The 15,318-nt window shown below is 38.4% G+C and carries 20 protein-coding genes and 1 pseudogene; 18 read left to right on the top strand and 3 right to left on the bottom strand.

Going from position 1 to position 15,318, the window contains the following annotated elements:
* Nucleotides 1-569 precede the first annotated feature (569 nt).
* The 7 genes from GJS40_RS08375 to GJS40_RS08345 all read left to right on the top strand — a co-directional run bounded on the left by GJS40_RS08375 (nt 570) and on the right by GJS40_RS08345 (nt 4,641).
* Nucleotides 570-1,016, top strand: a complete 447-nt coding sequence (locus tag GJS40_RS08375) for a DinB family protein (protein WP_270897430.1) — start codon at nt 570-572, stop codon at nt 1,014-1,016.
* 292 nt (nt 1,017-1,308) lie between these two features.
* Entirely contained in the window at nt 1,309-1,629 is a 321-nt protein-coding gene (locus tag GJS40_RS08370) for an ArsR/SmtB family transcription factor (RefSeq protein WP_270897429.1), read from the top strand.
* A gap of 18 nt (nt 1,630-1,647) precedes the next feature.
* Nucleotides 1,648-2,583: a cation diffusion facilitator family transporter gene (locus GJS40_RS08365; protein WP_270897428.1), complete on the top strand. Its 936-nt coding sequence runs from the start codon at nt 1,648-1,650 to the stop codon at nt 2,581-2,583.
* Nucleotides 2,584-3,339: 756 nt separating this feature from the next.
* Entirely contained in the window at nt 3,340-3,660 is a 321-nt protein-coding gene (locus GJS40_RS08360; protein ID WP_270897427.1) for a hypothetical protein, read from the top strand.
* Entirely contained in the window at nt 3,657-3,911 is a 255-nt protein-coding gene (locus GJS40_RS08355; protein WP_270897426.1) for a GMC oxidoreductase, read from the top strand. The genes GJS40_RS08360 and GJS40_RS08355 overlap by 4 nt, the downstream gene beginning before the upstream one ends.
* Nucleotides 3,912-4,008: 97 nt before the next feature.
* Nucleotides 4,009-4,299, top strand: coding sequence for an FAD-dependent monooxygenase (locus GJS40_RS14545; protein ID WP_377901781.1), 291 nt, complete (start codon nt 4,009-4,011; stop codon nt 4,297-4,299).
* A 165-nt stretch (nt 4,300-4,464) separates the two neighbouring features.
* Nucleotides 4,465-4,641 (top strand): hypothetical protein, encoded by a 177-nt coding sequence (locus tag GJS40_RS08345; protein WP_270897425.1) that lies wholly within the window; start codon nt 4,465-4,467, stop codon nt 4,639-4,641.
* A 60-nt stretch (nt 4,642-4,701) separates the two neighbouring features.
* On the opposite strand, the gene GJS40_RS08340 is transcribed toward GJS40_RS08345, so the two are convergent.
* Nucleotides 4,702-6,222, bottom strand: coding sequence for an MDR family MFS transporter (locus tag GJS40_RS08340; RefSeq protein WP_270897424.1), 1,521 nt, complete (start codon nt 6,220-6,222; stop codon nt 4,702-4,704).
* Between the two features lie 25 nt (nt 6,223-6,247).
* On the bottom strand, nt 6,248-6,592 hold the full coding sequence (locus GJS40_RS08335) for a thioredoxin family protein (RefSeq protein WP_270897423.1): 345 nt from the start codon (nt 6,590-6,592) through the stop codon (nt 6,248-6,250).
* A gap of 140 nt (nt 6,593-6,732) precedes the next feature.
* Between GJS40_RS08335 and GJS40_RS08330 the strand changes: the two genes are divergently transcribed.
* The 8 genes from GJS40_RS08330 (at nt 6,733) to GJS40_RS08295 (ending at nt 12,437) form a co-directional block, all read left to right on the top strand.
* On the top strand, nt 6,733-7,332 hold the full coding sequence (locus GJS40_RS08330; RefSeq protein WP_270897422.1) for a class I SAM-dependent methyltransferase: 600 nt from the start codon (nt 6,733-6,735) through the stop codon (nt 7,330-7,332).
* 67 nt (nt 7,333-7,399) lie between these two features.
* Nucleotides 7,400-7,567, top strand: coding sequence for a YozQ family protein (locus tag GJS40_RS08325; protein ID WP_270897421.1), 168 nt, complete (start codon nt 7,400-7,402; stop codon nt 7,565-7,567).
* Entirely contained in the window at nt 7,564-7,701 is a 138-nt protein-coding gene (locus GJS40_RS08320; RefSeq protein ID WP_270897420.1) for a hypothetical protein, read from the top strand. Before GJS40_RS08325 ends, GJS40_RS08320 begins: the two co-directional genes overlap by 4 nt.
* A 131-nt stretch (nt 7,702-7,832) precedes the next feature.
* Nucleotides 7,833-9,083 (top strand): MFS transporter, encoded by a 1,251-nt coding sequence (locus tag GJS40_RS08315; RefSeq protein ID WP_270897419.1) that lies wholly within the window; start codon nt 7,833-7,835, stop codon nt 9,081-9,083.
* Between the two features lie 185 nt (nt 9,084-9,268).
* A complete protein-coding gene (locus tag GJS40_RS08310) occupies nt 9,269-10,222 on the top strand; it encodes an ABC transporter permease (RefSeq protein ID WP_270897418.1) in 954 nt (317 codons plus the stop codon).
* Nucleotides 10,212-11,159 (top strand): iron chelate uptake ABC transporter family permease subunit, encoded by a 948-nt coding sequence (locus GJS40_RS08305; RefSeq protein WP_270897417.1) that lies wholly within the window; start codon nt 10,212-10,214, stop codon nt 11,157-11,159. Before GJS40_RS08310 ends, GJS40_RS08305 begins: the two co-directional genes overlap by 11 nt.
* Nucleotides 11,156-11,914 (top strand): iron ABC transporter ATP-binding protein, encoded by a 759-nt coding sequence (locus tag GJS40_RS08300; RefSeq protein WP_270897416.1) that lies wholly within the window; start codon nt 11,156-11,158, stop codon nt 11,912-11,914. The genes GJS40_RS08305 and GJS40_RS08300 overlap by 4 nt, the downstream gene beginning before the upstream one ends.
* Before the next feature lie 325 nt (nt 11,915-12,239).
* A complete protein-coding gene (locus tag GJS40_RS08295; RefSeq protein WP_270897415.1) occupies nt 12,240-12,437 on the top strand; it encodes a hypothetical protein in 198 nt (65 codons plus the stop codon).
* A gap of 211 nt (nt 12,438-12,648) precedes the next feature.
* Here GJS40_RS08295 and GJS40_RS08290 read toward each other — a convergent pair.
* A pseudogene (locus GJS40_RS08290) lies at nt 12,649-13,759 on the bottom strand (IS4 family transposase).
* Between the two features lie 335 nt (nt 13,760-14,094).
* Here GJS40_RS08290 and GJS40_RS08285 point away from each other — a divergent pair.
* From GJS40_RS08285 to GJS40_RS08275, 3 genes are all read left to right on the top strand, one after another.
* Nucleotides 14,095-14,691 (top strand): TetR/AcrR family transcriptional regulator, encoded by a 597-nt coding sequence (locus tag GJS40_RS08285; protein WP_270897414.1) that lies wholly within the window; start codon nt 14,095-14,097, stop codon nt 14,689-14,691.
* An 89-nt stretch (nt 14,692-14,780) separates the two neighbouring features.
* Nucleotides 14,781-14,948: a 2-phosphosulfolactate phosphatase gene (locus tag GJS40_RS08280; protein WP_270897413.1), complete on the top strand. Its 168-nt coding sequence runs from the start codon at nt 14,781-14,783 to the stop codon at nt 14,946-14,948.
* Nucleotides 14,948-15,187, top strand: coding sequence for a 2-phosphosulfolactate phosphatase (locus tag GJS40_RS08275; protein ID WP_270897412.1), 240 nt, complete (start codon nt 14,948-14,950; stop codon nt 15,185-15,187). Before GJS40_RS08280 ends, GJS40_RS08275 begins: the two co-directional genes overlap by 1 nt.
* Nucleotides 15,188-15,318: the final 131 nt, after the last annotated feature.

Here is a 15,318-nt window from a genome sequence, read left to right as displayed (position 1 = left end):
AGCTGATTGATGGCTGTTTCCAAATGATAACGAAAAACTTCTTCGATATCTTGTTTTTGTGCTAGTGCTTCGATTAAATCTGTAGTAAGATGAATCATAGGGAAGACCTCTTTTCTGTGAATTTTGTCGGCTAACTTTATTCTACAGAAAGGGTCTTCCTTTTTCTATGAACATTATTTAGCGCATTTCTATTTACACAAAATATTTTACACTCTCGTAGTAGTCTTTTGGTTTAATAAGTCTTATAAAAAGAGCTGTGATACCTTGTGGCTCTAGGGATGGAAACAATATGCTTTATTGCTAGAAAATTATATGCTTTACGTCATTGTTTGGAAATCTTATACTTTATTTTCATTTTGACCGTTTTATCGTTTTGAAGTGAGAGGATTTCATTTCCAGTTTTTTCTGGAGATCATTTCGAGGGAAAAGTATATTTCATCCCTAAACTTAGCACAAATTGATTGATGATTGCCAAAATAAACATTAAAGAAGCAGGCTATAGAGAGTAGATTGTTGAAGACTAAGAAGGCAGACGCTAAAATAAGGAAAGGGAAGGAGCTTGATAAAAGATGAACGAAGAAAAGATTTTCCAGCAAATAGATTTCATCCGACAAAGAACTTTAAGTGAAATGGAAGGTTTATCCGAAGAACAAGCAGATGAGGTAAAAGAAGGGTTCAATAACACGATCCGTTGGAATCTCGGTCACATATATACGGCGCAAAATGTTTTAATTTCAAAATTTGGTGGGAAAAATGTTGAGATGCCCCCCCGCTACCTCGAACTGTTCGGTCCAGGCTCAAGACCATCGGATTGGGAAGAAGAAGTTCCGACGCTTTCTGAGTTAAAACAGCTTCTCGAAGAACAACCAACAAAATTGAAGGAAGCTTTAACTGGACAGCTCGATGACAAAGCGAAAGAACCGTTTAAATCACTCACAACTGTCGGAGAGATTTTGAATTTCACGATGTATCATGAAGGAGTGCACACAGGAGTAATAAAATCACTTAAAAAATAACCATTCGTAATACATAAAGGAACGAATGATTTTCATAGGGTGCTCACTCACGACAGAGAGGCACCCTTTTCTGATGAAAGGATTCTGAATGAAGGATCAGTGTGCTGTTACTGCTGCTTGTTTTTCTTTGCCTTTGATGTGGCAAGAAGTAAAAAAACGGCAACTTCAGTATCGACGTTTTCCTTATATACGGAATAGTCATTTTCTATGACATTGACATTTGCCCCATATTATAATATGTTATATATGAGCATATGTTCATATATTTGCATTAATGAATAGAGGTGAAAAAATGAGCGAAGAAGAGAGACATCATCAAGGCATAGATTTAGATGAAGAAACGTTGTTTGTCGTTTCTCAAACGTTCAAAGCATTAAGCGATCCAACTAGAATTCGCATTTTAAATTTATTATGTAGAGGGGAACATTCTGTCAATGAGATCGCAGAGACATTAAATTTGAGTCAATCGAGTGTCTCGCATCAATTACGCTTTCTAAAAAACTTACGATTGGTGAAGTATAGAAGAGCAGGAAGAACTTTGTATTATTCAGAAGATGACGATCATGTAATGAATTTACTGAATCAAGCAATAGAACATGCTTCCCACCATTAATTGTAGGAGGAGTCTATCATGGGACATGGTCATTCACACGGTGCAAATAAAAAAGTTTTATTGATCAGTTTTATTATTATTACGGTTTATATGTTGGTGGAGGCTATCGGTGGCTTTCTTACAAATAGTCTTGCGTTGTTGGCAGATGCAGGGCATATGTTAAGTGATGCTGTCTCACTTGGTATTGCATTGTTGGCTTTTAAATTAGGAGAAAAAGCTGCGAACTATAACAAAACTTATGGATATAAACGATTTGAAATATTGGCAGCCGTTTTTAATGGGGTTACACTTGTTGTGATTGCGATATTTATTTTTTATGAAGCAATTGGTCGTTTTCAAAATCCACCAGCAGTTGCTTCCACTGGCATGTTCATCATCGCTTGTATAGGTTTACTCATCAATCTCCTCGTTGCTTGGATTATGATGCGAGGTGGCGATGTGCATGACAACTTGAATATGCGCGGTGCATTTTTGCATGTCGTGAGCGATATGATTGGTTCGATTGGAGCCGTTACTGCGGCATTATTAATGATGCTCTTTGGATGGGACTGGGCAGACCCGCTAGCTAGTGTTATTGTTGCTACGTTAGTATTACGCAGTGGCTATTTTGTCACAAAATCAGCGCTTCATGTCTTAATGGAAGGAACACCGTCAAATGTCAACGTAGACGAAGTGATTCAAACGATAAAAAACACAAAAGGGATTCAAAATGTTCATGACTTGCATATTTGGTCAATTACAAGTGGATTCAATGCACTTTCTTGTCATGCAGTTGTCGCTGATCACATGTCCATTGCTGAAAGTGAACAATTACTTCGTCACATTGAATATAACCTTGCACAAAAAAACATTCACCATATGACCATTCAATTGGAAACGTCTGCACATCTACATGACCATTCGATTATGTGTAAAATACAACAAGAATCATCTGGAGATCTTCATCACCACTGATATGTAATTTTAACTTTACAGCCAAGAAGTCTCTCACTTCTAAACGTGAAGGTGCTTTTAGCACCAGTGAAAGAGGGAGATGAATTGGCTTCGGACAAGGACAGGCTTTGCCTGTTCAATTGTCCGACATTTTGATAAAATCAACCTATGACGTTCTTTGATAACTGGATATATAGGGTTGCATGGAGAAAGAAAATGCGAAAACCAAGCTGTTCCTTCCATGCGTAAAATATCCAAGGTACGAAAAGAACTCCGAAACGTCGGACATCTAGGGCAGGGACTGCCCGAAGTAACGCTCAAGGAGACGAAAGAGTGCTTTCGTCGAGGAGTTGAGAAGCTCCCACTTCAAGCGCTAGCTAAGTGGCGAGTAGTTCACATGAAGTGTCACTTGTCTAAAACGCTTTCCCTTATATTCGTGTTGTAAAGTCGGAGGTGGCACGATCCATTATTATGCCAACTCACTGCGGGCCTATCCCAATACGATCGATAATGAGTGGCCGATTGGCTACAGGGAACTTATTCCTTATTATGAAAAAGTGGAAGCGACATTACCCGTTGAATTTACTCCGACAACATCGAAGGAAGCGGTTTTTTATTACGCAGCAGAAAAAGTGGGCTTTTCCCCCAATCGAACGCTGGATGTGACAAGAAGTAGATATCGTCCTCAACCGAACGCCATATTGCCACCGAATGAACGGTTAATGGATACAAGTTATTCTTTGGAAAAAATCAGTTATATGGAAGGATGCACGCTTAGTGGACATTGTGGTCAAGGATCCCCAGGAAAGTCCTGGAATTTCTGCGATGTCCGTCTTCGGTTTTAGTGAAGCCGGGTATGACAGCCTTCGTAAAACAGATTTCAAGTTGTGGGAGAGTGAGGGGAGACTTGTTGGGAAAGAATTACAAGATGCCATGAAAGACTACCGAAGGACGCTTACCCTATTGATTGTCACCGATGATGAAGTGGATTACCGGAAGCGAGTGGAACTGGATCCAAATATAAAAGATAACATGGTTCCGTTGCGTTTATCCATTATGAACCAACGAAAAAATCAAAAAAAAGAAGAGAACAATTGACGAAAATCGCTGCCGAAATGTTACGGCAAGCAGGTGCAAAGAAAATCCATCGGACAGACCTCCCACCAGATTACTATATCCACATCCAAAGCACGATGCGGATGAAATTTGTCGTTGATACATCTTGTGAAGCTTATCAGGTGGAACGGCTTTATATTGCGGACAACAGTGGTCAGAATCCAACGCTCACGACACAGGCACTAGCTACAAGAACAGCAGAACATTTAGCTAATAAGTATTTTAATGGATAGGTTCATGGAATTATCTGGTTCCTTTGATCAGGGAATAGGTTTTGTTATGTGAACTGCTCCCACCACTTATTAAATGGATGCTATAAGGAGGAGGTTAATGTCTGGTGATGCGGACGTCATTGTAATTGGAGCTGGAGCCGGTGGAGCAGTCGCTGCCAAAGAATTAGGAGAACTCGGGTTGGAAATTCTCCTGCTTGAAGCCTGGCCTTGGGATGGCAATAAAAAATGGAAAGAGCCAAACCTTCATCGCGGGCCGATAAGCAATTTGCCTTACATCAACAGTTTCATTTTAGGAAACACGATGTATTGTTTTTGCAATCCTTCTTGTCTTGGTGGCAGTGATAAAAAATCATTGGCCGGTGGTGAAAGTAAATGCGGAAGACATTGAGTGACAAAAGTATAGAAAAAAGAAGCTGTCCAAAGAGTCATGATTGGTGACTTTTTGGACATTTTTTGTTACCGCTTTATCAAAAATTGCTTCTGGAAACGCCCCTTGGCCGAATAGGCATGTTTCCAACACCAAATGGTTGATAGAAGTAAGTCATGGATAGTCATGCCATCGTTTCATATAAAAATAGCGAATGGAAGCGAGCCATGGATCGCTCATGCCACCGTTTCATTCAAAAATAGTTTGTGGAAACAAGCGATGAATGGATCATGGCACCGTTTCGATCCAAACACCATTGTGAAAGCAATCCATGCACGATGTATGGCACCGTTTCAGCGCTAATTGATTGTTGAAAGGAACGCTCGATTGATTTTTCAGGACTTATTAGATAGCAACCTCTTTTTATTTCCCGTCTACTTTTGTCACTTTATTTGGAAGAAAGCAATTACAAATGAGAGTAATAACCGCTAAGATGATGAGAAACCAAAAGACGGTGTGAACGGAAGTGGCAAGTCCTTCTTGTAAGATGGAAAGAACGTCCTTTGGCAAGTGTTCTTGCTGGAGTGGATCTAACAGTGCATCTGCTAAGCCGAGACCATGAGATTCTGCCGCTTCCGGGGCATGTTCTTCTAAATAACTCAGCAGGCGGCTATTTAAAAGGGCACCAGCGAGGGCAACTCCCATCGTATTCCCAAGGATACGCATGAACGCGTTAGTTGCAGTGGCGACTCCGCGAATGTCCCATTTTACATTACTTTGAATGGAAACGATATATGTTGTCGTGCTGAATCCCATTCCTGCTCCGATCAAAAAGGATCCAAGTCCAGGCATGACCGGACCGTATGCAGGGACAGAAAAGAGTAAAAAAATCGCACCGATTATTAAGAAACAGCCGCCGATAAAAGCAGTTTTCATAAAGCCAATTTTAATTAAAATTTTACCAGCAATGGTGGAGGAAATAGGCCATCCGATGGACATGACTGCGAGGGTGAAACCACCGACAATGGCGGATTGTCCCATCGTTCCTTGTACATACGTTGGGATGACGCTCATCACCGCAATCATGATCATGCCTGTCGTAAGAGAACCGATATTCGCAAAGATAATCAATTGGTTTTTCCAAATGGAAAGCGGCATAATCGGCTCTTTCGCTCGTTTTTCTTGCCGTAGAAACAAAAGGAAACCGACAATAAATAAGAAGAAAAAAAGAAAGCTTTCAAGGGATAGCCAGCTCCAAGCAACTCCGCCTTGAATAAAGGCTATCATGACACCGGTGACAGACATAAATAAAAGAATGGCACCAACGTAATCAATCGCTTGCTTTTTCGGCGTGATTCGTTCATGCAAAAAGAAAATAATACCGAGCAAAGATAAAATTCCGAACGGAACATTGATCCAAAAAATCCATTTCCAATGTAAAAATTCTACAAAAATACCGCCAAGTGTTGGTCCAATGATTGCAGAAATTCCCCAAACACTGGCAAGATACCCTTGTACTTTCGCTCTTTCTTCAAGGGTATAAATATCTCCAACAATCGTCGTTGCAATCGGTTGTACCGCTCCTGCTCCTAGACCTTGAATAAATCGAAATACAATGAGTAGCGGCATAGTCGTTGCGAGACCACAAAGAACGGAGCCAATTAAAAAAATAGTCACTCCTGCGATGTACACTGGTTTTCGACCATAAAGATCTGCTAATTTCCCGTAAATCGGTATGGTAATGGCTTGCATAAAAAGAAAAATGGAGAAAACCCAGCTATAAAGGGAAAAACCTCCGAGATCGGCAACGATATTTGGCATGGCAGTTGCGACGATAGTTGCTTCAATCGCAGCCATAAACATACCAATGACGATGGCTGTTAATACAATTGGCCGGTGTGTCGTTTTTTTGTTTGTCGTTATCTTTTGTATATTATCCTCCATGCATCTCCCCCTATTGGTATCACTTTCACTCTGTTTCATTTATATGATTCGTGAAACGATGATACACCCGTGCTATTTTCTCCTGCAGTTCGTTGAGATGAACGAATCGTGCTACTCGAATGGTTTCTTTTCCATTTATATATAATAACAAGACAGGAACGGTAAAAACAGAAAGAAATCCTGCTGTTTCAGGGACATCATCTAATTGAATCTTCCCAACATGAATATCAGGAAATAGTTGTAATATTTCCTTCACTTGTGGAAATAAATCGTGACAGACGGAACATTTGGAATGCATAACATATATGAATCGTAAACCGTCTTCATTCATAAAGAGTTGTAACTCTTCCATTGAATGAAATGTTTCCACGAAAATCACCATCCTTATCTTTCACAATTACTTTGATTATACATAAGTTGTTCATTTATTTCCTCCAAGCATTCTTCTAGACAATACCCACTTTTCTATGGCACGATAAGAGAACAATTTATACAGCAGGGGGTATGAAGGTGAAAGAGCATTGGAATGAACGTTTTCAAGGGGAAACATATGCATACGGGGAAGAACCGAATGTGTTTATTAAAGAACAAGCAAAACGATTAGAACCCAGCCAGAAAGTGATTGCATTTGCGGAAGGAGAAGGAAGAAATGCGGTTTATTTAGCAAGGCATGGTCACGATGTCACTGCGGTGGACTATGCAGTTGCTGGCTTAGAAAAAACAAAAAAATTAGCCCGTCGTTATAGAGTGGAAGTTCAAACAAAACAAGTAGACCTTCTCCAAGATGAATTACCGAAAGGAACATACGATGTTGGCTTGATGGTGTTTGGACATTTTTCTAAACAAGGTCAAAAAACGGTTTTGACAAAATTGCTCGACGCAGTAAAACCAGGCGGTATCATTATGATGGAAGTGTACTCGGAAGCACAACTTCAGTACGGAACAGGAGGACCGAAAAACCTTGACATGTTGTATGACCCGAGTGATTTGTTAACGTGGGCGAAAAAACACCACCTCCTTCACTATTTTTGTGGAGAGACCGAAAGAAACGAAGGAGTACTTCATACCGGAAAATGTCATGTCATTCAGCTCGCTTTTCAAAAAAAATAAAAAGAAAAGAATAATCTCGTCTTTTTCTACAAACCCTATAGCTATCACCGATAGGGAGGTTCCGCTAATGACAGACCGAGAACGCGATGGAAAGAAAATCGTCCATGAACAAGTATCCGATACGTGGACAGAAGGCACCATCGATGGACGAATTGACAGAATAGATGAACACGGTTCCATCATTTCTCACAAAGGGACACCATTAAGAAAAGACGAGAAGGAGCGACGAACATGAAGGTAGATGCTTCATCCTATACGACCGCTCATTTAACAAAAGAGCAACTGGAACAAATTCGAGCGTTAGAAAAGGAATTACAAAGAGATGGAGAAGAAAAGATTGTACTTATCGCTTACGAAGAAACGAAATAGTTACATTAATAAGAGCGAACCAATGGTGAAGGCTATTGGTTCGTTTTTTCTCACCATAAAAATGCAACATAATTCCCATCTTAACGCAAATACTAAACTTGACAATACATTACGAAATCCGGAGGAACGTGATGAAACATAAAAAGTGGGATTTACTTGCGCTTGCTTCTATTCCATTAATGATGACCCTTGGTAATTCAATGTTAATTCCGATATTACCGATGATGGAACGAGAAATTGATATTACTTCATTTCAATCGAGTTTAATGATCTCTATCTATTCCGTCATTGCCATTATTCTCATTCCTCTTTCCGGTTATTTATCAGACAAAATAGGCAGAAAAAAAGTCATTGTTCCAAGTTTAATTCTTGTTGGGATTGGAGGAACTGTTTCAGCGGTTGCTGCTTGGTTAATGGAATCACCCTATACTGTCATTATGATTGGACGGTTTTTACAAGGGGCAGGTGCAGCAGGGGCTTTTCCCGTCGTCTTACCTACCGTCGGAGATATGTTTCGGGAGGAAGAGGAAGTAAGTTTAGGCCTAGGAATGATTGAAACAGCAAATACATTTGGAAAAGTGCTAAGCCCTATTCTCGGAGCATTGCTTGCGGTCATTATTTGGTATATGCCGTTTATTGCTGTTCCGATTTTATCTCTCATTTCTTTGTTACTTGTTGTCTTTTTAGTGAAGGTACCTCCTTCTGACAAAGAAAACAAACAACAAATCGATAGCTTTCGTCTTTTTCTCAGAAAAATAAAACGAACCTTTCACCATCATGCAAGATGGTTAATTGCCGTTTTCTTTATCGGAGGCATATTGATGTTTATCCTTTTCGGTGTATTATTTCACTTTTCGTCCATCTTGGAAGAAAGATATCACATTGATGGCTACGTGAAAGGTTTACTGTTGGCAGTTCCACTTCTGTTTTTATGTGTCGCTTCTTTCACCAGTGGAAAGTTTATCGGAGAGGATAAAGTAAAAATGAAATGGTTTATTTTTTTAGGGAGTGCTGTCCTTGCTCTTGCTTTATTTTTTGTTCGAGAAGAAATGGGCTTAGTGCTATTTATGACACTGTTATCTGTTGCGGGAATTGGAATTGGCGTAGCTTTGCCATGTTTGGACTCACTCATTACGAGAGGAGTAGAAAAGGAAGAAAGAGGTTCGATTACCTCCTTTTATTCTAGTATGCGTTTTGCTGGCCTCGCTTCAGGCCCTCCTCTTGTGGCTATAATGATGAAACATAGCCCTGAATGGATTTATTTCGGGCTTGCTAGTATGAGTGTCATTGCTGTCTTACTTTCCTTCTTTGCCATACGACCTGACCCAGAACAAAAAGAAAGCAGAACACTTATCGCACAACAAAAAGGTCTAGACGTATAAACCCCTCCCGCCACTTACCCTCTTACAGGTGGAAAAACCTCTTTCTATCAAGAGAAAATATAAGCGATGCATTGACAAATGAACGAAAAAGAGGTAGAATGATAATCGTTATCAATGATAATGAATTTCAATACCAATCTACTTATGATTTCGTGCTGGGTTGGTGTAGAAGGTAAGGTTTATATATGAAAAAAAGATACCTCTTCATCGTTTTAATTATCTTATCTTTGTTATCCGTTTTCATTGGAGTAGAAGATCTATCACCATTTGATATATTTCACTGGACAGATAGAGAAATCGAGATATTGCTTGTCAGTCGTTTTCCTCGTCTGATGAGTATCCTTATCGCAGGCATGAGCTTAAGTATTTGTGGAATGATTATGCAACAGCTAAGTCGGAACAAGTTTGTATCTCCGACCACTGCCGGAACGATGGACTCAGCACGTTTTGGAATTTTAATGTCAATGTTGCTTTTTACAGGATCATCCCCTTTTGTAAGAGCCAGCGTCGCTTTTGTTTTCGCTTTACTCGGCACGTTCATCTTTATGAAAATTCTTGATCGGATTAAATTGAAAGACCCGGTGTTTATTCCGCTCGTTGGGCTCATGTTTGGAAATATCGTGAATTCCATCACAACCTTCTTTGCATATCGGAATGATTTAATACAAAATATTGGTTCTTGGTTACACGGAGACTTTTCCATGATTTTGAGAGGACAATATGAACTCATCTACGTCAGTATTCCAGCACTTATTGTTGCCTTTTTATTTGCAAATAAATTTACAGTAGCGGGTATGGGTGAAGAGTTCGCGACAAATCTGGGCTTGAATCATCGTCAAGTAGTGAACTTAGGTCTTATTATCGTCGCACTTGTTACTGCAGTGGTTGTCCTCACGGTTGGTATGATTCCGTTTTTAGGACTAATCGTTCCGAATATTGTCTCCATTTTTCAAGGAGATCACATGAAAAAAAGCATAGGGCAAGTAGCTTTGCTCGGAGCTGTTTTCATCTTGTTCTGTGACATACTTGGTCGCGTCGTCATTTTTCCATATGAAATATCAATCGGACTAACGGTTGGTGTGATTGGAAGCGGTATTTTCATCTATTTGTTGTTAAGGGGAAGAGCGTATGGGTCATAAAGTCAAACTAACCATCTTAGCATGTATCGCCATTCTTCTCGTAGCTATTTTCATGTTTCAAGGAATCGGGTCTAATTGGGAATATATTTTATCGAGCCGAGGGAAAAAAATAGTCGCCATTGTGATGACGGGCGCTGCCATCGCTTTTTCAACCGTGATTTTTCAAACGATTACAAACAATCGTATTTTAACACCGAGCATTATCGGTTTAGATGCTTTGTACTTACTGATTCAAACGGTCATTATCTTTTTTATCGGATCAGAAACGATTACGATTGTGAACGCACAAGTAAACTTCGCTCTGTCCATCACCCTTATGGTAGCATTTGCCTTTCTTTTATATCATTTTCTTTTTCGAGGAGAAGGGCGAAATATTTATTTTCTGTTACTCATTGGGATTGTATTCGGTACCTTTTTTGATAGTTTGTCTTCCTTTATGCAAATGCTGATTGATCCGAACGAGTTTTTAATCGTTCAAGATCGTATGTTTGCAAGCTTTAACAATGTTGCGACAGAACTTATTGTATTTTCACTGATTATTTTTGTGTTCGTTGGGATTTACTTTCGACGATTTGCGCATTACTTAGATGTTTTATCTTTAGGAAAAGAACATGCCATCAACCTAGGAGTTCCTTATGATTACGTTGTCAAACGTTTATTAATTATTATTGTCGTGCTCATATCAATTTCGACAGCCCTCGTCGGTCCGATTACATTTTTAGGTTTGCTTGTGGCAAACGTTGCATACGAATTTATGAAAACATACCGACATCGACCGATCATTATTAGTGCGATTTTCATCAGTATCATCGCGCTTGTCGGGGGACAACTGATTGTTGAAAGAGTATTCACATTTTCAACTACATTGAGCGTCATTATTAACTTTGTCGGAGGCGTTTATTTTATTTACTTCTTACTAAAGGAGAGTCGCATATGATTCAAGTAAAAAATATTTTTAAAAAATACGGAAACAAAAACGTAGTGGAAGATGTATCAGTTGAAATTGAAAGAGGAAAAATAACCACTTTCATTGGACCAAACGGCGCGGGAAAAAGTACGCTTTTATCGATGGTCAGTCGGTTAATTGAAAAAGATAGCGGAGAAGTATTAATTGATAATCAAAAAATGTCTTCGATTAAAAGTGAAGAGTTAGCGAAGAAAATTGCAATTTTAAAGCAATCTAACTTTTTAAATATCCGTTTGACAGTGGAAGATTTAGTTTCTTTTGGACGCTTTCCTTACTCTCAAGGACGATTAACGGATGAAGATTGGCGACATATTAATGAAGCGATTGAATACATGGAATTAACGGAAATGAAAACGAAGTTTCTGGATGAATTGAGTGGAGGCCAAAGACAACGGGCGTTTATTGCGATGGTGATTGCTCAAGATACGGAATACATTTTTCTTGATGAGCCGTTAAATAACTTAGATATGAAACATTCCGTACAAATCATGAAAGTGCTTCGTCAACTTGTTGATGATCTCGGGAAAACTGTGGTTATTGTAATTCATGATATTAACTTCGCTTCTTGTTACTCCGACTATATCGTGGCAATGAAGCACGGAAGAGTCATCCGGGAAGGTCGTACGGAAGAAATCATTACAGAGGAATCACTCAAGGAAATTTACGATATGGATATGACGATTAGTCACATTAACCAACAAAAATTTTGTATGTATTTTGCATAACACCTTTTTCATCAACATTCGTATGTTATAAGTGAATATTCCGCACGTGGAGCTGTAACAAGCGGTCAAGACCCCCCACTTGTCACAGCTCCATTCTTATTAAGTAGAATAGAATCGGTGAATCGCTTCCGGTGAGCAATTATTATGTTTATCCAATGAAAAAATCGGGTATAGGTAGTATGTCCTTATCGTATTATTTTCACGATGAAAACATATATTAAAAAAACAATAAATTTTGAAAAGAAAAAATTTTTAGAAGAAAGAAGGTATTTTGCTCTTCAAAGAAGAACGTAGTTAGTCAACTAAAAAGTTGTGAGGTGAGAGAATGGTTTGGACATTTGTGAGTATGATTTTCTTCGTAGTGTTATTTTTTATCGGCTCTGTTCAATTGCAAGGAGCACAAAGTATCGTATTTCAAGTGATCGGTTTCGGAGGAATGATCTTTTCACTCCTTTATGGGTTACTTATAAGTCAACATTCTTCTCAACGCCAACAAGAACATGATAAATCATTTCCTGAATAAACATGAGAAATCTGTTGTAATGAACATTACGACAGATTTTTAATTTTTAAAATAGATGTCTTATTTCACTACCGTCGCATAAATGATGTCTGAATTTTCAGTTTTATTTCTTCTGGACTTTAGAGAAAAAGCGAAAACACCTAAGCGAGGGTAGTAGACATCCATTTTTTTACTATAACCTATGACTTGTGCAACAACGACTGGCAAACCTTTATGGGACGCCGTTTCCTTCGATTTTTCGTAACCAAATGTGAGCGGATTTCCACAAAGAAGCCTTCAAATAGCGACTAATTTGTAAGTAACTGCGTTCGCTATTCGTGTTCAACTGAGCTAAAACATTCAGACAGTACACTATCATGGCTACGTACACTTGATTATGTACAGCTTGTTCACTGTGACCAAAAAACTTTTTAATGTTCAGATGTTGTTTCATCCATTTGAAAAAAAGTTCGATTGCCCAACGTGATTGGTAGGTTTCTGCAATTTCATCTGCGTCAATGTCAAACCGATTTGTCAGTAAATGAAGCTCATTTCCTTTTGTATCATGCAATTTGAGTAAGCGAAACACGTTTTCAGAACGATTTTGTGGTGAACAATGACAACCATTTCATCAGAGAATACGGGTGAATCTTCTGGTAACGAAAAGGATTCTAACACTCGGACAACAGCGTTTTTACGCAAACGGGTCACAAAGAAATAGCCATCTTCCGTCATTTGATCAAAGCGCCCATAATCCAAGTAACCACGATCAAACACGTACATGCATTCTTTGTCATCCACGAATACTTCTAGTTGACCACGATCATGTTCGTTGGCATTCGTGAGTACGGCTTTATCTGGATAGGAGAGTCCTTTTTCCATAAAAACAAGTCGTAAGTGAAGCTTTACTCCTGATTTTGTTTTTCGAAACTCTGCCCACTTATGATTGGTCAAAGTAAGCGGTAATGTACTCGAATCAATGATTTTCAAAGGCGTTGTCACTTTTCTTCTTGTTTGGGATGAATTTGTGCCACTAAATCGAGAAAAATCGTTTGAAAGAACTCAGTTGGGATGGTATTGATTCGTCTCTCTAACTGTGAAAAACTAATCGATTCCAATCCCGTTGCTCGTTGTAATTCTTCTAAAAAGACAGCGTCACTCAACGCCCGTAAACTCTCGGTTTCATGGAGTTGGGCATACAAAAGCAGTTTCATAAATGAAGCCATATAAAGCTTCTTGGTATAGTGATTTAATTGATGTGTTTTCACTAGGTCGTCAAATAATGGACGATCAATCGGTGAAAACCGTTGTTCAAATGATGTTTTTCGTGTAAACTTATCCATGGTTTTGTCCTTTGTATTGGATTTGGATGGTTTACTACCACCCAACCATTATAAAGGATTTTTTGTGTTTAGATTATATTTCAGAAAATTCGGTTTATTTGAAGGTGTTAAATTATTTTAATGCGACGCTAGTGACAATTGCTCAATTAATATGTTTTTTCGACAAATTTTTACTTTTTAATTGACGATTAATAAATGAACTATTAGAATAATAACAAAAAAGAAACATTTTTCGAAAAAAGATTCAACGTAAATCAGTCTAAAGGATGAGTGTGTGGAGAGTTTTCCACAGGAATAAAGACTCATCCTACTTAAATAAAAAGAGGGGGGTGAGAATGATGTCATTACGAGCAAAAAAGACAGCAAAGAAAAAGGAAGAGATTTTAAAGTCTGCGATTAGCGTCATTGGAGAAAAAGGTTATCATGCCACAACAATGGAAGACATTGCAGCGAAACTTTTGATGACAAAAGGTTCTGTTTATTACTATTTTAAAGATAAACAAGACCTATTATACCAAAGCTATAAAATGCTGTTGGAAAGAAGTTTGAAAAATATTACAGAAATTCGCGAAGAAGATATTGACCCGGAAGCAAAGTTGCTTAAAATCATGTCTTCTCATATTGATTATATTGTTACAGAAAGATCGGGATTTGAAGTTGGGATGAAACCTGAACATTTCTTTGAAGGATCGCAACTAGAAATTATTATGGACCTTCGCTCACGTTATGCCAAAAGTTTAGATGAAGTGATCATCGAAGGAATCAACGAAGGTTATTTCCATAACGTGGATGTAAAAATAGCGAGAAACATTATTTTAGGTGCGATGAACTGGGTCATCCAATGGTATAAAACAGAAGGTGAGAAGAGCAAAGAAGAGTTGTCGGAAGCAATAGCCCACTATTTGATGAAAGTTTTAAAAAATAATGACTAAATAAGAGAAGTTGGAATCTCTTTCTGTGAAAAGAAAGAGATTCTCATTTTATAAACGGGCTTTTGAATATCGCAAAAGAGGTGTTTGGTTTGGGGAAAGTCCATGTATTGTTAAAAAAAGAAGAAATTTTAGAAGAAAAACTGGAGGATAAAATTGTTGTTGTACTTGATGTGTTGCTAGCTACAACAACGATTACGACAGTCTTATCTCATGGAGCGGAAAAAGTCATTCCCGTGTTAATAAAGAAGAAGCATTGATGGAAGCGAATAAACAAACCGAAAATACTTATATCTTAGTGGGAGAAGAACAGGGTATGTCGATTGATGGTTTTATGTCACCTAATCCGGTTCGATTAAAGGATAAAGTAGCAAATAAAACAGTGATTTTAGCCACAACGAATGGGACGGTTGCCTTAAAAAATGCTGTTTCTGCGAAGCGTTTACTGGTCGCATCGTTATTGAATGGTGGGGCAGTGGTGGAGGTGAAGTGCAGATGACATGAACTTTATAAAAATATATAAAAGTCAAAAATTATTGTTGAAATACCTCCTACTTTCTTGTATAATATACAAAGTAGGAGGTTGTAAAATGAAATATTACAGTATAGGAAAGTTTGCGAAAATTATAG

The organism is Aliibacillus thermotolerans (genome assembly GCF_027853235.1).
Classification (GTDB): domain Bacteria; phylum Bacillota; class Bacilli; order Bacillales; family Marinococcaceae; genus Aliibacillus; species Aliibacillus thermotolerans.
Note: the sequence above shows the minus strand (reverse complement) of the source record. Positions and strands in the feature narration are given on the sequence as shown.